Genomic DNA, 18473 nt, shown 5'->3' with positions numbered 1-18473 from the left:
CTCCTTATCCGTTTTGCCAATCTCCGCTCTTTACATATTCCCATGTATTCGTTCTAAAAAAGTCCCATGTATGGGTTTTAACGTCGCCCCAGGTGTGCAGCTGATAAATAAATTCATACGGCAAGTGCGCCGGCTTGATCCTATCGATCGTTTTTTTCAAATTATCGATAAATGGCGGTATGCCGTAGATCTCAAGAAAAGCGATCTTTATTTTCCCGGAAGTAAAGGACACGTCAACGCGCCCTTTGTCCCAGGCCAGGCATATCTCCTGGATCATTTTTAATGTGAATTTCTTTCCCCTGGCCGCCAGCCAGTTTGCCTTTACATTGTTTCGACGCTCTTCAATACTCGTTCCAGCCGGTACCGTGATCCCCAGGTACCGCTCAAAAATTTCTATGCCTGGAAGTGTCATAGTATCAAAAAAAAGCTGTTTTTCCGCTTCGTCCAGGCGTGAAAGAAGGCTTTCATATACTATCGCTACAACAGTATAAAAATCATTGACGAAAACGGCTTTTCTGTACAATTTATTATTGTTATATATCAGTCTTTCTTTAACATCATTCAATTAAATTCACCGCCCCCAGCGTTGCCACTTCGCGGCTGCCGACTGGTATATTTGCCACGTCGCCGTTTATAGTTAAATTGCTATAGTCAATTACTCCCGGCGTGTCAAATATCGTATTGGCTATAAGGGCGTAACTGATATAGTCAACATTAAACGCCTTTTCCTGCAGTATGGCCTTTATATTCGTTTTTATGGCCTCTACTACCGCCGCCAGCTCATATCCTTCTAAAAGTACAAGCGTTCCGTCTATATTTAACTTTTTCTCTGTTGCTGCCGTGACTGTACAGTATGCCCCGGCCGGTGCCTGGCCTTCACCTTTCCCCTGGCTGCCAGGATCAATATATTGTTGAACAGCGGCCACAAGTTCAGGAGACGCCGGCAGACCGTCATTTCCAATTATACAGACTTCAACGGTATTATCACCAAACGCCAGGCCGAAGGCCTTCGCACGTCCTACGCCTGCCACTTCAAGCGCCCAGCGCTCATAATGGGCCTCATTGCCGGATACAATTGGTTTTTGCAATTCGGCATAGAAACGGGCTTTTAATTCTTCGTCGTTTTCTTCTCTGTAGCCGTTCCTTGTCGGTTCTTCATTTGTAACGGCTGTTATCCCAGGGATTGAGACTGGTATTTTAATAATGGATCCTGTACCGACGTTTCCTTCTGCTCCTGCCTCTACCGCCTGTATAGGTACCTTCCCGGTACCTTTAATGATCGTTACGGCCGTTGCCTCAAAAAGAATATTATTGACTGTCGAAAATAACGCACCCGGCTGAATGGTAGCAGTTCCCGTGACTGTAACTTCTCCTATGGCCTTAACAGCGGGGCGGCGTACTATGCCCGTAAGATCAAATACACGCCTTGTCAGCTCGTCACCGGACAGATTTTCTATATCCAGTTTTGCCTCGATCTCGTCAGCCCTTATATACAGCTTTTCGCTTTCAATAGCAACAGAATTAAGCAGATCATATACAGGAAAGCCTATAGACTTAGCGTATGTATTAGGCATATCGGCCAGCATATCGTTTAAAATATCCTCAGATGTTCGCATTTATGTTCACCTCTTCCCCTGTGTAAAGTACGGCTGTAAAATATATGTTTAATTCCCCGTCCACGTTTTCGGCCGAAAAATTAATTATGCTTTTTATGCAGCGCGGTATTTTTGCATTTTCTTTGATCTGTCTTTGTATCTCTGAATACAAAAAGCCCTTAGGAAGTGTCTTATATCCTATGATCTCGTCTGTCTCTATGCCAAAACCGCTGTTACCGTATACGGCGTATTTATCCGGAAGAGTACGGCACATAAGCTCAAGCCACTGCTTAACAGCTTCAACTTGTGTCACTTCTTCGGCCACGCCGTTTAAAAAGATAAATTCGCGTTTATCATAATCAAATTTAATACTGCGTCCTATTTCCTCCACCGGGCGCGGTCTTATGACGGCTGCTGCCGCCTCTTCGATTGTCTTATTTTCGATCGGAAACATTATGCAGCCCCCCTTTCTTATTACTCTAACACATCAAATGTGACCATTTCGGACAAACCTATAATAATTGCTCTGCGGCCTATATATTCCTTTCGCTCCGGATCCGACGTCATTTTATTTTTCATTCCTTCGGTTAATGTTAAGTTGTCATTTTCAGTAAAAACGGCTGCACCGTCCAGGGCTTCAACTATCATTGGTTCCTGTTTTCTTATAATACCGATTATAAATGTTAGGCCGTTTCTGTTTTTTCTCCCTTCCTGTTTAACCGCTTTTGCCATTTTTAAAGCATAGTCCTGCATTTATACCGCCTCCGCATTTTCAAGATCAAGCGACATTCTATGAGCCGCGCCGAATGTATGGGTTACTGATTTTACAAGATACGCGCCTGTTAAATCGTACTTATCAGACGAAAACAATAACAGCACCCCGGCCGTGACTGCCTCTGATCCCAGCATATCGCCTACACTCCTAGTTGTTTTAATGTTCCCCAGTTCTTTTAATGTATTAGCCGCTTTTGTGGCCGGGTTTTCTTCGTCACTTGACTTTTTAACCGTCTTCGTCAGCTTACCGAATTTTGCAACGGCTGCAGCGTTCTGCGCTGTAGCCAGTACCTTTGCCGTGCCGTTGTCCTCTGATACAACGATTATATTATTTCTCATATCCGTTATGCTGTCGGATCCGTCAACACTTCCCAGGGCATAGGTTACGTCTATTTCATTACCGGCCTCAAATTTATGTTTAGCAAATGTCAGCGTTTGTGGGTATTCGTATATATTAAGCGCATTGTCTCTGACCCTCATAAAATAGTTTTTCCCCGCTGCTGCTGTTGCTGTATCTATAATGTCCTGTAAAATTTCAAGTACAGATTTTTCTATATACAGGCCGTCTATTGTTCCGGGAAGTCCAGGCAGGCTGCCAAGCGGCAGGCCGGCTTTTGTGCATAGCTGTTTAATGGCTGTAGCACACGACGTCTTATTAAATTGGATAATAACGTCATTGTTCGACAAGTAAAAACCATAGTCCAGCGCCTTATATTCCCCGGAAAGGCTTACTTCTGTTATTATTCCGCTAAAAAGCGTCCTTGTATCGCCTATAACGTCCACTTTGTCGCCCGGTACTATTACAGGTCTGGCAGCTGTTATATATCTGTCCTGTGGATTTTTCGCCGTTGTAAATGATAACTCAACGGTTATACTGTCCAGGTTATCAGTTATACTTAAATTTCCGCAAAAACGGGTTATGTCTGTTGTCCTGTTTAAAATTACTTTTGGCATTTTATCACCGCCTATAAAAAAAAATATTCCGTCATTGACAGCGAAAAATCGGCGTCGCCATTGGCCCTGTACTGATAGGTGAAATTGTCGATCGAGACTGCCATATTAAGACGCTCCACACTCTGTCTATCTGTTATTACTATTCTTGCCGGTATTTTGTCAGACTTTATGCGGCGAAAAAAGTCTATATACGCCTGTGGGTTAATGTCTGCGTACGGATTTACAAACGGGTATCTTTTAGACGGTAAAAAAGACGAAAGTTCCATTGTCCTAAGTCCGGGATTGCCTATCATTCTAATATTGAAAGACAGTCCATTATATGTTTCATTGCCTTGATCCTCGGCCATTTCCCATTCCGGCGATACCGGCAGCACCATTATTTCAGCATTGTTATTAATAGAAAATACAATATCCATATATTCACCGTCCTTATACCGCTTGAATGGCTTCTATAAACTCCTTAGCTATTATGCGTCCCGTTTCGTGCGGATCGTCTCCGCCTTTAACCTCGATTTTCAAATTATTGATATTAACTTTCTTACCGTCTGATTTCATCTTTTCTTTTGTTTTATCAGCCGGATATATTTTTGCGCCTGACGGCAGCGTTATTAATTCGCCTCTGCCGCCTTCGTTTACTCTTGTCCAACCACCGCGGAAATATGGCGTTCCTGTGGCGTGTCCGGAAGTATTTTTGTTACTTCCCCAGCCTGTCAACTTCTGTATTCCACCGCCTATCAATGGCAGATTGGTTAATTTCTCTTTTAAGCCGTTAAATTTTTCTGAAATCCAGTCAAAGAAAGGAGATACAGCATTTTTAACAGCCTCAAAAGCTCCTACTATGGCGTCTTTTATCCCATTAAATACACTCGTTATACTTTCCCACAGGCTTAATGCTGCAGCCTTTACAGTGTCCCAGTTTTGGTAAAGCGCCACGCCTGCCGCTATTAAAGCGCCTATTGCAACTGCTACTAAGCCGATAGGGTTAGCCGACATCACAAAATTAAGCGCGCCTTGTGCCGCTGTGACCCCTGCAACGACTGTTTGATATACTCCCCATAACTTAGCTACGGTCGAAAGGATATTAAAGGCTACAAATGTTCCTGCAAGGCCGGAAAGTACAGGTATAAGCCAGTTTGCGTTGTCTCTTACCCAAGCGATTGATTTTCCCAGGAAGTCCAGGCCCTTACCTAAAATATTAGTTGCCTTATCTGCTATAGCCTCAATCGTTCCGTCATTCTGCCATTTAATAAGGGTATCAGCTACTAATGATATTTTTTGTCTTAATATATCCAAGGCGCTGCCCTGTCTGACCGTGCCGTCATCCATTATGCCGACTATTTTGGCAAGTGAATTTTTAATAACGCCCGTAACTGTAGACCACATACCCTTAGTTGTCGTTGAAAGTTTTTCCATACCGCCGGCAAAACGACTGTTCATCACCTGGACTAATTCGTCCATATCGTCAACGCCTTTTATACCGAACTCCTTCATTCGTTCCCATTCTCCGGACTGGGCGTCAATAATGGCTTCTGTCGCCTGTATAATGTCTTTTCCGGTAGCTCCAGCCATATCTCCGGCACGTCCCAGCCATTCCTCTGCAGACATTCCCATAGCCTCAAATTTTGCCGCAGCCTCTACCAATGCGCCGCCCTCAAACGGCGTCTTATTGGCCATGTTAATGGCATATTTCATTATGTCAGCGGCTTTCTGCGTGTCTCCTGTGGCCGTTTCAAGCTGTGCCTTATAGGTTTCCATATTAAAGGCCTCGTTAAAGCCTACACCGGCGGCCAATGATCCCAGCGTTATGCCCAATCCGCCTATAGTTTTTGCCGCTGTAGACGCTACGCTTTTAAACTTGCTATTGGCTGTAGCCGCCCATTTATTAATCTCTTGATGTCCTTTTTTGATTTCTAGGCGGCTTTTCTGTAATTCTTTTGTTGTGTTGCCTAAAGGCTTTGTAAATTTGTCCTGCAATTTCATTAGGACATTCATTTTTTTACTCATTCTTTGTCACCGCCTCCCAGGCTTCTGCCTCAACTTCCATAGACGCTATATAGAAAATCTGTTCAAATGTTGACAGGCTCTCTAGTTCCGCTTTGCTGTGTCCTCTTTGTAGGTAATAATGGAAAAGGGCGGCCTCGCCGCCGCCCTTAATCAGTTTTTTACCGCTTCCACGGCGTCAACCGTGTTTTCCTCTTTTTCTGTTTTTTCACGTCCTAAACCATACATAGTCATTATTTTGGCTGCTGCAGACTCCATAAGCTCCATATTTGACATGAATACTTTTTCGACTACTTCTACAGGCTCAGAAACGCCATAGTTTCGACGCAGTTCGTCACTGTGTAAGATCGGGCAATGTTCATAGATTAACATGGCCGTCTGTTCTGCGTTTTCTTCGGCGCTTGTGCCGCTGTCGTCTATTATTCTTGACACGGTTTTGACGTTCTTCTTTTCGGCCATAATATAGTTGCCTTCATCGTCAATGATTATAGGCACTGTTTTATATTTATCTAAGTCAGACTGCAGGCTACGGGACACAAGATCTTCAATAGTTAATTTCATCTATGCCGCCCCCTTATGCAATAAGATCAAGCGGTTCATAGTCCGCAAATTTGAAGGGTACTTCTTCTTCACCGATTGTTGCATTTTCAAATTTTAAGGCCATAACCTCGTCAATAGTTACTTCTGTAAAGGAAACACGTTCGGCGCCTAATGCTGTAGGGTCTTCCAGTTTGCCGACTACGGATATTTCCGGCATTTCACCGGATTTTATAGCCTTTGCCACCTTTGCAAAAATCTTTGAGTTGACCTTATGCAGCGTCATGGTGCCTTCCCCGGTAAAGCCCATGTAACGCTGATGTTTCCCAAGGTCGTTTGACAGGTCTACTTCTTCATAATTTAAAGTCAATTTCGCTTCAAAACTCTTTACATTGGCGAAAAGCTCGCCGTCGATCCATACGCGGCCATAGGTCCCGCGTATGATCTGATTAGTCTTTATACTATCTGCCATTATTTACGCCCTCCTTATGCCATTGTTATGATAAATTTAAGGTCTTCCATAGCGTCAAGGATCTTAATATTAGCCATTAAATTGACTAAAGATCTAAAAGTCATATTCTTGACTTTCTGATCGTCCCATTCTGCCGCCTCCGGTGTTCCGTTAGAGATCCAGTCTTCCCTCTGTTTTTCGATGTTGACTGTGGCCAGGTTATCATAATTCGGATCAAGTATACTTTCACGGCCTAACTGTTTAAAATAGACATTTACAGCTGCTATAAACAAGGCCTGATTGTCGTAACTGTTTTTATATTTGCCGCAGTAATAGTCATTAAATGTCGCCACTATATCTTCAAGAATTAAGTCCATAGCCTCAACAATGGTTATTTTCTGCATATCAGCTGTCTGATCTTCGCCAAGCGTTGTAAGAGAATTGACAGCGCGTCCCACTCTTACCTCCCCGCTGTCATTCCAAAGGATAAACTCTCCTTTGTTTACAGCCGCGTCCAGGTCTTCCGGTTCTGTTACGCTCTCAAGCTCCTGCATAACCGTATATGTAGCAGCCCTTGTGAATGGTATTCCGGCAAGAAGGCCTGCTATTCTTGCAGTATAATTCTGTACAGGGTATGCAGACGCCGTATTTTTAAAAGTAATAGCTTCGTTTGTAAAGTTGACAACGTGCATATCATCTGTTGTTGTAGCTTTATATACGACAGCTTTTCTTTTCTTTCTTTTGTTTTTAGCGTTTGTCTCTTTGATGTATGCCGCGACGGCGTCCTGCTCTGTGCTGTCAGCATTTAAAAAGCAAAGCCAGTTAAAGTCTATACCTTCAATAGCTGTTTTCGCGTCTGCAAACTTCTTTGACGCTCCGATTTTAACGACATACACTCCCCTAGGAAGGCCAATAAATGCGCCTATAATAGCCTTGTAATTATCGGCTGTATATTCCGCCTCTTTTACATCGGCGGACAACTCATATTTATTTGTCGTGGCCGCGCCTGCTGTATCATCATTAACGATAATACAGACAACGCCTCTTTTGCTTCTCTGAACGGCCGTGACGGCCTTCTGTTTGAATATAACTTCAATGTTAGGCATATTCTGTGCCATTATTATTCACCTTCCTTATTTAATTCAACGTCAAGATCCAGCATATCGACGCCTTCTGCGTCTTCTATATAAGGATTTACTATATCGACAAAGCCGGCAAATTCTACGGCCATATCCGCCCTATATATAGTTCCCTGCTGTTCTTCTAAAGTGAAATTAAAAGTATCATTGATTTTTATATGCCCGGCGAATAAAGCCATTAAATCGTCTAAAACGCCGTACAAGTCCGCAAAACCGCTGTGAATAGACGGCGCAAAATAATAGACGTGCAGCCTAAAGGATATATGATCCATAAGCCCAAACTTATCTTTTGTTATATCGTCTGTGTCGATTACAAAAGCCGGGCGCGGTATGTCTTCTTCTATGTCCTTGTCTATAACCTCAATGTTGAAGGTATACTGCAGCATATCGGTTACTTTTGTTAAAATATCTCCTACGTCTGCCATTTTTCACCAACCTTTTGTTAAGTCATCAACAAGCCCTTCAACGTCTTTTTCATATTCGCCGGCAAAGGCGTCCTGCGTCTTACCTATAAGGTGTCGTCCGGCTATGTGGCGCCCACTCTTTACATGGTTAAATCCAAGCTCTAATAAATGGGCGTGTGGCGCAAAGTGTATTCTTGTTTCGTACGAATTTTCCGGCTTATATAGGTATACCTTGCCACGTTTTAAATACTTACCGTTGACAAGGTTTCCCGTCTTTTTCCTATATCCGGCTTTTAATGCCACTTTGATTTTATTTTTAAGTTTGTTTCCTTCTTTTCGCATAAAGGCTTTACACTCTTTCGGCGCCACGTCTGCTGAAAGTCGGATAATATCCTTTTCAAGTTTTTCAAAATCCTCTTTTAATTCTGCCTGTGCCATTATTCCACCGCCTCACAGAAAATCTCCAATGTATCATGGGCAAGGTACGGATCCAGGATATATATAATGTCGTACCTCTGGCCGCCGGCCATAAACCACATGCCGGGCGTGACGTCCTGAATGTATCTAATAATTATTTTGTGTGTAGTCCTGGAAAGTTTTGTTTCGGCGGTGCGGTTTAGCAGGCTGCCGGTCTGTGGCCTAACTTCGGCCCATAAGTCCCTGACCTTGCGGCCTTCCCACTTCGTCTGGCCTATGGCGTTGACACTTTCCGTTTTTACATTCTCCCACAGTTCTATTTTTCGGTTAAGTCTGCCCGCTAAATTCCGCATAGCCGCCGCCCCCTTCTTAAATAAAATTCTTGTCGTGTAAGTGTAAAATTGCCGAAACGGTTTTGTTCTCGGCTGTTGTATCGGCCGTTGTGCTTCTTACGTCGTACATATCGGCCACGATCGCAAATACTGCTATACTGATTTCCTCATATTCGTCCATTTCATCATCTGTTAATGATGTATGCCCCTTTATATATCCCTTAGCGGCAGCAAGTGCCGCCGCTAAAAATCTAACCGTTGTTTCGTCCGTGCCGTCTGCTCTGACATAATCTGCTAGATCGGCCGTTGTTATGTCAGATACTTTCATGTTCTATCACGTCCTTAAGCGTTCATTGCAAGAACTGCGAATTTTGACTGATCGATAATGGCTCCGTCTATCTCCATATATCCGATAACGCCTGTTCCGTACTGTGTAGCGTACTTTTCTTTTAAAATATTTACTTCGATCTCCTTTGACATATTATAGGCATATCCGGATAAATCGCCGTAAATCATTACATTTGTTGACGCCGCAAACGCCGGCGCATTGTCTGAAACAAAAACAGGTTTTCCGAACATGGTGTAACCGCTGCCGTCCACCATATTCGGAATAAGAAGATACTGTCCGTCTGTTGTCTTTAACTTTTTAGCCTCTGCAAATGTGCTAGGGTGCATTATCCACACTGCGTCTCTCTGTGCGCCTGTAGGCACGGCAAGCTGTGTATCGATAATGTCGTCCGCCTCAAGTGTACTTCCTGTTGCTGTTATCTTTTTTGTTACGTTAGGGAAAAGACCTTTGATTTTTCCGGCTGAGCCTGTTAAACCTTCTTTTTCGGCAAATTCTGCAAGGTCTTTCGCCATTTTATCGACTACAAAGCCGACAATGTCAAAATCCATGTTATTAATTAATTTGTTTGAAATGGTGGAAAGGGCGCCGACTATATACGGCTGCAGAGACACTACTTTTAATTCTCCGGATTTTTCGGTAAGCTCTGTCAGCTCGTCAACATAAGCCGCTGTAATAGCGCTGCTTGTTTCGTCATATACAGGGATTGACAATTCACCTTTAACATTAAATTTCATTGCTCTTTCAAAAAGAGGACTGATATTTTTCATCGCCTCAACAATCATATTGGCTACGCTACGGGGCAGAAGGCCTCCATTTGTGCCTACTTTTAAGGCCCTTGTTTCGCCTCTGCAGAACTTTTCAAAAGATCTGATTTCCTCTTCTTTTGTTGGGTCTTTAGGCTCTCCGCCTTCGATCTGGCGGCGCTCTTCAAGGGCTTTAATAGTGCGGCTTAAGCCGTCCGCCTCTTCTATGTACTTGTTATATTCCTTCTCTTCATCGGCTGTTAAGGCCCTTGTCTCTTCCTCTACTTTGTCAAGGATCCCTGCAGCCTTAATAAGAAGATCGTTTCTTTTTTCTTTAAGTTCTTTGATTTTTGACATTTCTCATACCTCCATTTTCTTGATATTAAGTCTCATTTTTCTTATTTTTTCAGCGTCAAAAGTTGGTGCCGGTGTTCTTGTGTCTGTCTTTTCAACTACTGTTTCGTGAAGGCCTCTTGTCTCCATTGTCGCTACGTCTTCGCCCCTCAGTTCGTACGACGTGCCAGCATACGCCGGGATCCTATCTGACAGGATCGACACTTCATTCAGCTGAATGTCTTTTAAACGGCGGCGTTTAACGCCGTCCATTGTCCAGTCTTCCCAGTCGTCGCCAATGACATTAAATCCGAAAGACCACCCGGTTATTTTTCCGGCGTCGGCTGCTGCTATAACGTCTGGATCCGTTACCCTGGCGGTAGCGTAAAGGCCGATACTATCTTCCTTAAGTTCCAGGTTTCCGTCTGCTGTGCTGCCTATGATCTTTTCATGATTAAATTTTAATTTGATGTCATTGTTAGCCGCGATTGCTTTTGAGAAGACCCCTTCTTGCACCTGTTCAACAAACCGGGTACCGTCCGGCAGCTTCATTACTCTGCTGTCACGGCATACGGCATTGACATAGCCTGAAATAATGACTTCCTTTTCCCTGATCTCAATTTTCATTGCTTAGCTTCACCCCCTAACTTTATTGACTGTCCCATATTCGGGACATAGATAATTTCTTTTTTAGGATCGTATAAAACGTCCTGCAGGCCTAATTTGATATAGTTCAATCCTAATGGCGGCTTATTCTCCATTTCTCTGATTTCGTCCGGCTGATATATACCATTTGCAACGGCTTTTTCGTAGCTCTCAAAGCGTTCTGACAAGCTGCCCTTTCTTGCCTCGTCCATATCAAAGGCAAAAAATCTTGTGTCCTTTTCTCTTTCAAGTAAAAGCACTCTGTTTATGGCTGCCTCTATGGCCTTTGCCGGCGGAAGTACGGCTGTTTCAAATGTAGCCGTTTCTGTCTCCGGCGTCGCTGTACCTTCCAGCACTGACGGCGCTATACCAAACAAACCGCAGATATTGTTATAGCTTGCTTTCCTAGCCTCTATTACTTGCATTTCTGCCGGTGTTGACGCCAGTTCATTGAACTTTATTCCAGCATTTAAAACCATAGTTTCGTTGCTGTCTCCGCTGTATGTCCTGTTCCATTTTTCCTTTAGGTCCTTTAAGGCTGTATCGTTAATCTTGTTATCAACTGACAGATAGCCTTTTTTCATACCCTGTTTATCAATCATATTCTGTTCAAACAGCAATTCGCTATAAGCCGTCTTGAGCGCCTCGGCGTTATCATCTAACAGCCCACGGCCGGTGCCGCCGTCCGTTGATGATCTAAGGGCTGAAAAAATATTTAAACTGTCTACACTCTTACCCTCTACCCAGTATTTGATATAGCGGTTAAGCGCGTCTGTATTGGCGTTCTGGGTAACGTCTCCCGGCTGCAGATAGATTAATTCTTCAATGTCGTTATATCTGCGCTTAATGTATGCATAACAGCGGCCATATAAGATATAGTCTTTTGTTAGCATTTTTTTAAATAAAAATCCGTCGAAGTATTCCGAAGGCTGAATATTAAATAGCCTTGTCCTTTTATCGTTTTTTATCTCGCTGATCCTGCCGTCTTTGTCGCGTTCATATAGTTTGAGCGGCAAAAGCGCTACTTTGTTTCCTACATATTCCAGGCAGGCGGCGACTGCCGGGATCTCCTGTGCCTGCTGTGCAGTTATGTAATAGCCGCCGTTTAACTGTGTTAACAGTGTTTCTCCGGTTATTTCCCTTGTCTCCTGTTTTATTTCCCTTGTCTCCTGTTTTTTGTCTTTTAAAAAATCAAATAGTCCCAATTTCTCACCACCTTAAAGAACTACACCGCCCCAGCTCTGGGCCTCTTCCAGTACTTCATTTTGCTGCACAAGATAGACGGCATTTATTAACGCCATTAACATGTCAATCTTTCCGATTGACTTCTTTTTGTTGATATACCGGTTTAAATTTGTGTCGTATGTACAGCGGGCATTTTCAAAGTTTATTTCAAGTAATTTATTTTCTTCATAGGCAAATTTGCCCTGCAGGATCATTTCTTCCAACCATTTGATAGGTGCATGTAATACGCTTGAGTGCTGCCGTACGATTACTGTTTCTAGGCCGGCCGCCTCTAATTTCTGGGCTGATGATAGACCGTTGTATCTGTCATATCCAACACCGGCCACGGTGCAGCCGAATTTTTGTTCAATGGATAAAATGTCCTTCTCAATGACTGAATAATCAATGACGCGATCTCCGCAGGCGGTACACTTGCCCGCGTTAATAAATTCTCTGTAGTCTATACGCTCTAGCTTGTTTTTTTCGTCTATCCTGTCATACGGGATATAGCCGTATACGTCGGCTAAAATCCCGCCTGTGTATTCGTCATAGGCTGCCATTGCAAAGGCGCTGTTATCTGTCGTCATTGATAAGTCAAAGCCGACATATACGCGGCGGCCTGTCCAGTCTATTTCATTGACCCTGCATTTCTGCAGATCCTCAACGGATACATAATTTTCAGTTCCGACGCCCTGGTAAACAATATTACAGTGTTTCGTCAAGAAATTTTCACGCCTAGACGGTATGTCTATAGCGTCCTGGCGTTTTTTCAAAAGTACGTCCATTATTTCCGGTACTTCCAATGCCAGCGGGTTTGCGTGTTTTATAATATCGTCGTTGTCCGTCCAGTTCTTTGTGTCGTCCGGCTCGTAAAGAAGGGCAAAGGTCGCTTTATCATCTTTTAGACCGTCAAGGACTTTTTTTGCGGCTGCGACTTCTTCTTCAAATGGGTTAAATACAGTCGGATATTTTGTCGAAATAATAAAGCCCAGTTTATTAAATACCTGGATCTGCCCTGATCTCATAGCCTCTATAGGGTACACGTTCGGCAACGCTCCTGTTTCATCAACCAAGAAGACGGCCGGCTGTCTGGAGTCCATTCGATTTCTTGAATAGTTCAGCGGATAAAATACGTTATCAGTTATACTGCACTTTATATAGTCTCTAAGCATTTTGAATTTGAGTTTGCCCTTGTAAGTTCCAGCCAGTGCCGGGCTGCAGTCCAGTATTTCCTCAATGTCTGATTTAATAGATCGGCTCAGTGTACCGTCTGGCGCTACACTGTAGAGTTTTGAAAATCTGTCCTCTGTCAGCAGCAGGATAATGAATATTACAGCTACAATGAAGGTTTTACCATTCTTCCTGGCTATCTCTAAGACCGCGTTTTGATAGCGTCTGCGGCGCGGATCCGATCTATAAACAACACATAGCACACTAACTATCAATGCCCATTGAAAACCGGCCAGGCAATCGTATAGATTTTTACCCTTATTGGCTCCCTTTGGCATAATGAGCAGCTTTAAAATTTTGCAGATTTTCTGATACTTTTTTTCGCTTAAAATAAATTCGGCGGCTTCGTCTCTAGCAATCCGGACTATCTCGCCCATTTGCTTTTTTACATACTTCGGCGCCTCTATCTGGCCGTTTGTAACAGCTTCGGCATATTCTACAGCTTTGTTTATCAATCCTCATCATCTCCAAGGGCGTCAAGGAGGGGATCCGTTTCACGTTCCGCAATAGATATAGCCAGCTTTGCCCTGCTCTGCGGTGACAGCCCTAATTCATTGCAACCGCGGTAAAAATCTTGTGTATATTTTGCTCTGGCGTTCATAACTTCGCGATCATATTTTTTCGCCGGGGCCGCCTCTATTTCTGCGTCTATCTCGGCCAACTTGTCTATTGCCGTTGCGGTTTTTGCAAGGATCCAATCGTCAAGGCTGCACAGGGTATCTGCAGCACCCAAGCGCTTGACTATCTCTCGGAATATCTTTTTTTGATTTTTAGACAAGGTGCGCGGCGGCTTCGGTGCGCCGGCACTTTTCAATTTTTCTTCGGCGGCTGCGCGGCTTTCGATTTCGTCTTTCGTACGCGCACCCACCGCCATGTCAATCGGCTTAGCCGGTCTGCCTGCCATATTATCCGCCTCATTTCTAAAAAAATTTTTAAATCTTTTAGGCACGGTATGGTGTGGAGTTAAACGCCCGTTTTTAGGCGTTTAAGTAGGGGGGGATATTTATTTTATATATGTCCGCAATGTCTCTTTTGAGATCTTCCCTTCCTCTGCCTCTCTGTGGTGCTTCTCGCATAACGTAATAAGGTTATTATTTTCCAGTCGCTTTGTCCACGCCGTGCGCACACTTTCAATATGGTGAACTTGTAAATCTTGCGGATCATATTTTCTTTTTCTATCATACCGTATGCCGTGCGTACATATCGGACAAAGATATAGATCACGTTCTTTTATCTCTTCGCGCTTCTTTTGCCATTCAGAAGAGGACAAAAAAGATTTATACTTCTTTTCAAAATCTGTTAATTCTGAATACTTTTTATATTTTTTCGCCGGCTTTTGCGGACAGCGTTCCCCTACCTTGTGTATACGTCCGCATATACTACAGGCTTTTTTCATTACCCTTTGCCTCCTGTTCATCAAAAAACCTTTTTACGGCTTTTCTGATCGACTCTTCACTATCGCCCATTCCTATTCTCTGAGCTATGTCACGCCAGGCCAGGCCGTTGAAATAGTGCATGATGATCGCTGTTTTAATTCTTATATTGCTTAGCTGTGTTACTTCCTGCAGCACTTCGTTTCTTTGGTTTTGTAGCCTGGTTATTTCCTGTTTGTAGCCAGTTATGATTTTTGCCGCCTTTCGTTTATTCGTGCAGTGTTCCTCCTGGTTCTTAATTTCTTTTTGTAACGCCAGGATAAATGCCTGCGTGCCGGCTGCCTCTTTTAATTTCTTATGTGTCAGCATTATTCCATTCCACCTCCGCTAATGGTGTATATTTTTGATTAACAATTTGATATACAGGACACTGCCAATAATAGCCCGTGCAGTAGTCGTCAAAATAGCTCTTTTTCTGATTGCTTTTTCTAAATTGCATAATGATTTTGTTTCCCTCTTCCAGGCCTTCACAGTGTATGTTCGGCGGTTGCGTAGTGTCCATTAAATAAAACGGACAAACGGCCCTGCCTTGCAGATAACTACAGCTTGATATTTTCTCTTTTCCCCTCTCTTATTCTCTCTGTATGTATTCCCCGTAGTCTTCCCCGCCTTCTCTGATTGCTTTTAAATATCTGACCCAGCCTATTTCAGAAAAATAATTTTCTGTATATAGCAGCCGTATATAGTTTTTAGGTACCGTCAGCGGCCTATGGGTTTTATGTTCGGCTACTTCCTCAATTTTTACTTTGGGCTTTTGCAGATTTCGGCTCTGGCTCCACCTCTTAGCGTTTTTCTTAATATTTTCTTTTGTGATATAACTGGCTAGGCGTGTGTCTTCCTGGGATTTTTTCAATCGTTTTAAAAATATATATCCTTCTCCCCATAGATCGAAGAGGATTTCCCAGGCCTCTTTTAAGCTTAGCCCCATAAGTCCGTTTAAAATAACATGGTGGTGACATCTGCCTTTTGTCTCTAACACGGATATGTATTTCAAGTCACCCTGCCCGTTTTTCAGTCTCCACCTTTTAAGCCTCCTAAAAAAATTTGCGATCTTCTTTTTTGCGTCGGCCGCCTCGATCGCTCCGTCATACGTCAATGTTAAAAAATAGTCCGCTGCTCCAAAATTCGCATTTATAGTTCTTGTTAACTTTTTTCTTGCTATCTCTAAATTTCTTTTTTGCTGCTCCTCAGTAGTCAGATTTCCCCTTAACAATCTTTCGTATTTTTTTCCTATAGTCCTAGGGCTATAAAATTCCTCTACTTCGTATATGTCCCCAGCCCATATCTTTTTTCTATACTTAGGCATATTTAAACACCTTCTCTTTTGTATGGTCGTTAAGTTAATTGCTATATCGAGTTTATAGGGACCGCCGCCCCTTGTTTTTGTTTGGTTCAAAATTCACTATTATAATGTAGAAACATGTTTTTTACTTATATAAGGGTTAAGGCACCCTTTAAGGTGCCTTATTCTTTAATATAAAGTCTTTCGTTTCTATCCTGGTTTCTGAGCAAATAGTAAAGGAAACATTCTGTATGATCTGTCCCATTTTTCCCTTTTACTTTTGCCACAAAAAAGAATTTATGCAGATTTTCAACACGGCCAGTCCTTCTGTGTTCCAGCTTGCCGTTTGGATTTATATAATAATGTTCAAATTTGCGCCCAGATCTAAGGCCTAAGCGCTCCGCCTCTTTGCGCGTCATATTGTACATACTGCCCACCTCTAAAATATTATTGTCCTTTCTAATTTCTTGAGCTTTTCTTCGTTCGTTTCAACAAATAACACTTGTGATAAATATTTTGTATTTTTGTTATAAATAGCTAGGCCATGTCCTATTTTCCGTGCTGTTTCTCCGGTAAGTTCTAATATATCGCTTGACTTTATTTTTTTGATAATTTCTATACGTTCCCAATCAGCTCCGATTAAAACTCCAATACTATAGAATGTATGTATATATTCTTTTTCCGGAATAATATTGATTGCCTGTTCTGCTGTTATGTATTTTTTCATAAAATTACTTTTTTCCTAAAGTCATTTGTCCTTCTATGTCCATATCGGCTGCGGCCGTCATTGATGATTTTATATACTTCATATTTTTTCTTTAAGTATATAGGACATTAAATTACACATTTCAGCCGGTATAACTAAAGGCATTATTACAGCTTGCAATAAAAGTCCTACTTTGACCGCAAAGTATGAGATCTTACCTTGTCTGAAATAGATTTCCGTTTGCTCAATATTTTTAAATGGGCGTAAGTATGCCGAATTGATAAAATACACCCCATCAGCCGTTTTAATGGCATTAAAAGCCGTTCCGGCGTATGTAATGACTATATTTAATTTCTCTGCTATGACTTCACCTGGCGCGAAGTCTTCAAGATTAAGCACACCCGGTGCCTGTACAAGATTAATATATATGTCCTCTCTTTTTTTCTCGCTTATGTCAAAAAGAGTAATGATGTTGTCTTCGTTTAAATACGGTAAATTTTCCAGTTTATAAACGGCGGCTCCTGTGCCGATATACTGCTGCACACTTGATCCGTTCGTATTGTCATATATAATGATCTGATTTTCTCTGCGGCAAATAGCCGCTATATCTTTAACTTTCATTATGTACCTTCTTTCCGCGACATTTTGGACAAATATATCCATGTCGCCCTACTTTCGCTTTTATGCTTATATTCCATTCACGGCCGCAACAGCTGCATATTTGGTGCCGTATGCCTTTACTGTTCTTTTTCGTTGCTGATCCCCTCCCAGCCGGCGCCGCTTCCCTTTTCAGCGCCGGCGTAAAGTAGCATTGCATTAATCAAGGTTTTTCCGCCCCACAATGGGGGCAAAATTTATAATCATCATTAAAAGCATATCCGCATTTGCACACTGGCTGCGGTTCTTCCTCGAACTCGTCAAGGATCCTTAATATCTCTTTGATCTCTTCGTATGTACCATGTCTTGTTAGCCCGCAGTTATGGCCGTATAATGGGCAGTTTGTGTAACACTCGTCATGTACCGAATACTTATTGCATATAGCATTTATTTTTTTAATAAATATAGTCGCTGCCGCTCTGAAAAGCTCCGGACAGTCCTCAAAGATGTTTACAGGTTCTTTTATTTCTTCATCTGTCAAATTACTGTCATTCATTTTTAACACCGTCCTTTTCTATATAGCTTTCTACCCCTTTACTGTATTTTTGAAACTATATCTCCGACGACTGCAGTTATCATCAACGCAATAGCGCCTTTAACGTCGCCAGCGTTTAATATTATTACAGCTTCAATAAAAACGACTGCCGACAGTAAGCGCAGCATATTTTTTACCACATTTTCAAGAAAAATTATCATCTGGAAGCCCCCTTTACCTCTTTAATTTTGGCATAAGCCTCACGCTTAGAGGGAAACCAATCGATATATCCGCCTACAGCCTCCTGCAGCACTCCTAAAGTATTTCGGATTTCTAAAACGCCCCATTCTCCGTTAGTTTTAAATTGCAAAACTGATATTTTTTCGTCCATTTATTCGCCCTCCGTCTCTTCTATATCCAAACTGATCTGACCTTCACACAGCGGCATATCACCTTTTATGCGCCGTAAATGCGCCCTTACTGGGACTATCTGAGATACGACATATTCCTGCGAAAGAAAACGGATCCCTTCGTTGTAAATATTTAATTCGCTTATGGCGCGTTTTCTATGCTCTTCCAGAAATAGCAGCCAGTCATCGTCATTTTCTGCGATATAGTAGCCCTTGCCGTTGGCCTGGCTTATGATCTTGACGCCCGCTTTTCTGGCTGCCTCTATGGCCGATCTGTTTATACGATCGCTTAGCCCAGTAAGCTCTGACAGCCTGGATCTTGTTATTGCATTTTCTTTCCCTGCCGGGATATATATTGTCACTCGTTTCCAGGATTTCATTT

Annotated in this window: 29 protein-coding genes; all 29 read right to left on the bottom strand. The window is 42.6% G+C overall.

Features of this window, described 5'->3' with window-relative positions; genetic code table 11:
• Positions 1-4: 4 nt before the first annotated feature.
• The 29 genes from KQI66_RS09950 to KQI66_RS09810 all read right to left on the bottom strand — a co-directional run bounded on the left by KQI66_RS09950 (position 5) and on the right by KQI66_RS09810 (position 18471).
• Complete coding sequence (locus tag KQI66_RS09950) at positions 5-565, bottom strand: putative phage tail protein (protein ID WP_216429133.1); 561 nt, start codon at positions 563-565, stop codon at positions 5-7.
• A complete protein-coding gene (locus KQI66_RS09945; protein ID WP_216429131.1) occupies positions 558-1616 on the bottom strand; it encodes a baseplate J/gp47 family protein in 1059 nt (352 codons plus the stop codon). Before KQI66_RS09945 ends, KQI66_RS09950 begins: the two co-directional genes overlap by 8 nt.
• Entirely contained in the window at positions 1603-2049 is a 447-nt protein-coding gene (locus KQI66_RS09940) for a DUF2634 domain-containing protein (protein WP_216429130.1), read from the bottom strand. The genes KQI66_RS09945 and KQI66_RS09940 overlap by 14 nt, the downstream gene beginning before the upstream one ends.
• A gap of 20 nt (positions 2050-2069) precedes the next feature.
• Positions 2070-2348 carry a hypothetical protein gene (locus tag KQI66_RS09935; RefSeq protein WP_216429129.1) on the bottom strand — a complete coding sequence of 93 codons (279 nt, stop codon included), beginning with the start codon at positions 2346-2348 and terminating at the stop codon, positions 2070-2072.
• Positions 2349-3323 carry an XkdQ/YqbQ family protein gene (locus KQI66_RS09930; protein ID WP_216429128.1) on the bottom strand — a complete coding sequence of 325 codons (975 nt, stop codon included), beginning with the start codon at positions 3321-3323 and terminating at the stop codon, positions 2349-2351. It abuts the gene before it with no gap.
• An 11-nt stretch (positions 3324-3334) separates the two neighbouring features.
• Positions 3335-3739 carry a hypothetical protein gene (locus tag KQI66_RS09925; RefSeq protein WP_216429127.1) on the bottom strand — a complete coding sequence of 135 codons (405 nt, stop codon included), beginning with the start codon at positions 3737-3739 and terminating at the stop codon, positions 3335-3337.
• A 13-nt stretch (positions 3740-3752) separates the two neighbouring features.
• Complete coding sequence (locus tag KQI66_RS09920) at positions 3753-5327, bottom strand: hypothetical protein (protein ID WP_216429126.1); 1575 nt, start codon at positions 5325-5327, stop codon at positions 3753-3755.
• A gap of 150 nt (positions 5328-5477) precedes the next feature.
• Entirely contained in the window at positions 5478-5885 is a 408-nt protein-coding gene (locus KQI66_RS09915) for a hypothetical protein (RefSeq protein WP_216429125.1), read from the bottom strand.
• Positions 5886-5898: 13 nt separating this feature from the next.
• On the bottom strand, positions 5899-6333 hold the full coding sequence (locus KQI66_RS09910) for a phage tail tube protein (RefSeq protein WP_216429124.1): 435 nt from the start codon (positions 6331-6333) through the stop codon (positions 5899-5901).
• Positions 6334-6347: 14 nt separating this feature from the next.
• Complete coding sequence (locus KQI66_RS09905) at positions 6348-7430, bottom strand: phage tail sheath C-terminal domain-containing protein (RefSeq protein ID WP_216429122.1); 1083 nt, start codon at positions 7428-7430, stop codon at positions 6348-6350.
• Positions 7431-7432: 2 nt separating this feature from the next.
• A complete protein-coding gene (locus KQI66_RS09900) occupies positions 7433-7876 on the bottom strand; it encodes a phage tail terminator family protein (protein ID WP_216429119.1) in 444 nt (147 codons plus the stop codon).
• Between the two features lie 3 nt (positions 7877-7879).
• A complete protein-coding gene (locus KQI66_RS09895) occupies positions 7880-8293 on the bottom strand; it encodes a hypothetical protein (RefSeq protein WP_216429118.1) in 414 nt (137 codons plus the stop codon).
• Positions 8293-8625 (bottom strand): phage head closure protein, encoded by a 333-nt coding sequence (locus KQI66_RS09890; protein ID WP_216429116.1) that lies wholly within the window; start codon positions 8623-8625, stop codon positions 8293-8295. The genes KQI66_RS09895 and KQI66_RS09890 overlap by 1 nt, the downstream gene beginning before the upstream one ends.
• A 16-nt stretch (positions 8626-8641) precedes the next feature.
• Positions 8642-8932 carry a head-tail connector protein gene (locus tag KQI66_RS09885; RefSeq protein WP_216429115.1) on the bottom strand — a complete coding sequence of 97 codons (291 nt, stop codon included), beginning with the start codon at positions 8930-8932 and terminating at the stop codon, positions 8642-8644.
• Positions 8933-8946: 14 nt separating this feature from the next.
• A complete protein-coding gene (locus KQI66_RS09880; protein WP_216429114.1) occupies positions 8947-10053 on the bottom strand; it encodes a phage major capsid protein in 1107 nt (368 codons plus the stop codon).
• 3 nt (positions 10054-10056) lie between these two features.
• A complete protein-coding gene (locus KQI66_RS09875; RefSeq protein WP_216429113.1) occupies positions 10057-10656 on the bottom strand; it encodes an HK97 family phage prohead protease in 600 nt (199 codons plus the stop codon).
• Entirely contained in the window at positions 10653-11879 is a 1227-nt protein-coding gene (locus tag KQI66_RS09870; RefSeq protein WP_216429112.1) for a phage portal protein, read from the bottom strand. Before KQI66_RS09870 ends, KQI66_RS09875 begins: the two co-directional genes overlap by 4 nt.
• A 12-nt stretch (positions 11880-11891) precedes the next feature.
• Entirely contained in the window at positions 11892-13583 is a 1692-nt protein-coding gene (locus tag KQI66_RS09865; RefSeq protein WP_253287739.1) for a terminase large subunit, read from the bottom strand.
• Complete coding sequence (locus KQI66_RS09860) at positions 13580-14077, bottom strand: P27 family phage terminase small subunit (RefSeq protein WP_216429111.1); 498 nt, start codon at positions 14075-14077, stop codon at positions 13580-13582. Before KQI66_RS09860 ends, KQI66_RS09865 begins: the two co-directional genes overlap by 4 nt.
• 54 nt (positions 14078-14131) lie before the next feature.
• A complete protein-coding gene (locus KQI66_RS09855; RefSeq protein WP_216429110.1) occupies positions 14132-14524 on the bottom strand; it encodes an HNH endonuclease in 393 nt (130 codons plus the stop codon).
• The gene (locus KQI66_RS09850; RefSeq protein WP_216429109.1) at positions 14508-14870 is read right to left on the bottom strand and encodes a hypothetical protein; all 363 of its coding nucleotides are present in this window, start codon (positions 14868-14870) and stop codon (positions 14508-14510) included. The genes KQI66_RS09855 and KQI66_RS09850 overlap by 17 nt, the downstream gene beginning before the upstream one ends.
• Before the next feature lie 262 nt (positions 14871-15132).
• Positions 15133-15867 carry a rolling circle replication-associated protein gene (locus KQI66_RS09845; RefSeq protein ID WP_216429107.1) on the bottom strand — a complete coding sequence of 245 codons (735 nt, stop codon included), beginning with the start codon at positions 15865-15867 and terminating at the stop codon, positions 15133-15135.
• Positions 15868-16025: 158 nt separating this feature from the next.
• Positions 16026-16271 (bottom strand): hypothetical protein, encoded by a 246-nt coding sequence (locus KQI66_RS09840; protein WP_216429105.1) that lies wholly within the window; start codon positions 16269-16271, stop codon positions 16026-16028.
• An 11-nt stretch (positions 16272-16282) separates the two neighbouring features.
• Positions 16283-16570 carry a hypothetical protein gene (locus tag KQI66_RS09835; protein WP_216429103.1) on the bottom strand — a complete coding sequence of 96 codons (288 nt, stop codon included), beginning with the start codon at positions 16568-16570 and terminating at the stop codon, positions 16283-16285.
• Positions 16571-16648: 78 nt separating this feature from the next.
• A complete protein-coding gene (locus tag KQI66_RS09830) occupies positions 16649-17170 on the bottom strand; it encodes a hypothetical protein (RefSeq protein WP_216429101.1) in 522 nt (173 codons plus the stop codon).
• Between the two features lie 199 nt (positions 17171-17369).
• Entirely contained in the window at positions 17370-17702 is a 333-nt protein-coding gene (locus KQI66_RS09825) for a hypothetical protein (RefSeq protein WP_216429099.1), read from the bottom strand.
• Between the two features lie 38 nt (positions 17703-17740).
• The gene (locus KQI66_RS09820; protein ID WP_216429097.1) at positions 17741-17902 is read right to left on the bottom strand and encodes a hypothetical protein; all 162 of its coding nucleotides are present in this window, start codon (positions 17900-17902) and stop codon (positions 17741-17743) included.
• The gene (locus tag KQI66_RS09815) at positions 17899-18072 is read right to left on the bottom strand and encodes a hypothetical protein (protein ID WP_216429095.1); all 174 of its coding nucleotides are present in this window, start codon (positions 18070-18072) and stop codon (positions 17899-17901) included. The genes KQI66_RS09820 and KQI66_RS09815 overlap by 4 nt, the downstream gene beginning before the upstream one ends.
• On the bottom strand, positions 18073-18471 hold the full coding sequence (locus tag KQI66_RS09810; protein ID WP_216429093.1) for a hypothetical protein: 399 nt from the start codon (positions 18469-18471) through the stop codon (positions 18073-18075).
• Positions 18472-18473: the final 2 nt, after the last annotated feature.

Source organism: Anaerotignum sp. MSJ-24, assembly GCF_018918145.1.
Classification (GTDB): domain Bacteria; phylum Bacillota; class Clostridia; order Lachnospirales; family Anaerotignaceae; genus Metalachnospira.
The sequence above is the reverse complement of the archived record's forward strand: the minus strand, read 5'-3'. Positions and strand labels throughout refer to the sequence as shown.

Coding starts and splice junctions, on each gene's coding strand:
- KQI66_RS09945 (WP_216429131.1), bottom strand. CDS start 1,616: ATGCGAACATCTGAGGATATTTTAAACGATATGCTGGCCGATATGCCT.
- KQI66_RS09940 (WP_216429130.1), bottom strand. CDS start 2,049: ATGTTTCCGATCGAAAATAAGACAATCGAAGAGGCGGCAGCAGCCGTC.
- KQI66_RS09935 (WP_216429129.1), bottom strand. CDS start 2,348: ATGCAGGACTATGCTTTAAAAATGGCAAAAGCGGTTAAACAGGAAGGG.
- KQI66_RS09930 (WP_216429128.1), bottom strand. CDS start 3,323: ATGCCAAAAGTAATTTTAAACAGGACAACAGACATAACCCGTTTTTGC.
- KQI66_RS09925 (WP_216429127.1), bottom strand. CDS start 3,739: ATGGATATTGTATTTTCTATTAATAACAATGCTGAAATAATGGTGCTG.
- KQI66_RS09920 (WP_216429126.1), bottom strand. CDS start 5,327: ATGAGTAAAAAAATGAATGTCCTAATGAAATTGCAGGACAAATTTACA.
- KQI66_RS09915 (WP_216429125.1), bottom strand. CDS start 5,885: ATGAAATTAACTATTGAAGATCTTGTGTCCCGTAGCCTGCAGTCTGAC.
- KQI66_RS09910 (WP_216429124.1), bottom strand. CDS start 6,333: ATGGCAGATAGTATAAAGACTAATCAGATCATACGCGGGACCTATGGC.
- KQI66_RS09905 (WP_216429122.1), bottom strand. CDS start 7,430: ATGGCACAGAATATGCCTAACATTGAAGTTATATTCAAACAGAAGGCC.
- KQI66_RS09900 (WP_216429119.1), bottom strand. CDS start 7,876: ATGGCAGACGTAGGAGATATTTTAACAAAAGTAACCGATATGCTGCAG.
- KQI66_RS09895 (WP_216429118.1), bottom strand. CDS start 8,293: ATGGCACAGGCAGAATTAAAAGAGGATTTTGAAAAACTTGAAAAGGAT.
- KQI66_RS09890 (WP_216429116.1), bottom strand. CDS start 8,625: ATGCGGAATTTAGCGGGCAGACTTAACCGAAAAATAGAACTGTGGGAG.
- KQI66_RS09885 (WP_216429115.1), bottom strand. CDS start 8,932: ATGAAAGTATCTGACATAACAACGGCCGATCTAGCAGATTATGTCAGA.
- KQI66_RS09880 (WP_216429114.1), bottom strand. CDS start 10,053: ATGTCAAAAATCAAAGAACTTAAAGAAAAAAGAAACGATCTTCTTATT.
- KQI66_RS09875 (WP_216429113.1), bottom strand. CDS start 10,656: ATGAAAATTGAGATCAGGGAAAAGGAAGTCATTATTTCAGGCTATGTC.
- KQI66_RS09855 (WP_216429110.1), bottom strand. CDS start 14,524: ATGAAAAAAGCCTGTAGTATATGCGGACGTATACACAAGGTAGGGGAA.
- KQI66_RS09850 (WP_216429109.1), bottom strand. CDS start 14,870: ATGCTGACACATAAGAAATTAAAAGAGGCAGCCGGCACGCAGGCATTT.
- KQI66_RS09845 (WP_216429107.1), bottom strand. CDS start 15,867: ATGCCTAAGTATAGAAAAAAGATATGGGCTGGGGACATATACGAAGTA.
- KQI66_RS09840 (WP_216429105.1), bottom strand. CDS start 16,271: ATGTACAATATGACGCGCAAAGAGGCGGAGCGCTTAGGCCTTAGATCT.
- KQI66_RS09835 (WP_216429103.1), bottom strand. CDS start 16,570: ATGAAAAAATACATAACAGCAGAACAGGCAATCAATATTATTCCGGAA.
- KQI66_RS09830 (WP_216429101.1), bottom strand. CDS start 17,170: ATGAAAGTTAAAGATATAGCGGCTATTTGCCGCAGAGAAAATCAGATC.
- KQI66_RS09825 (WP_216429099.1), bottom strand. CDS start 17,702: ATGAATGACAGTAATTTGACAGATGAAGAAATAAAAGAACCTGTAAAC.
- KQI66_RS09820 (WP_216429097.1), bottom strand. CDS start 17,902: ATGATAATTTTTCTTGAAAATGTGGTAAAAAATATGCTGCGCTTACTG.
- KQI66_RS09815 (WP_216429095.1), bottom strand. CDS start 18,072: ATGGACGAAAAAATATCAGTTTTGCAATTTAAAACTAACGGAGAATGG.
- KQI66_RS09810 (WP_216429093.1), bottom strand. CDS start 18,471: ATGAAATCCTGGAAACGAGTGACAATATATATCCCGGCAGGGAAAGAA.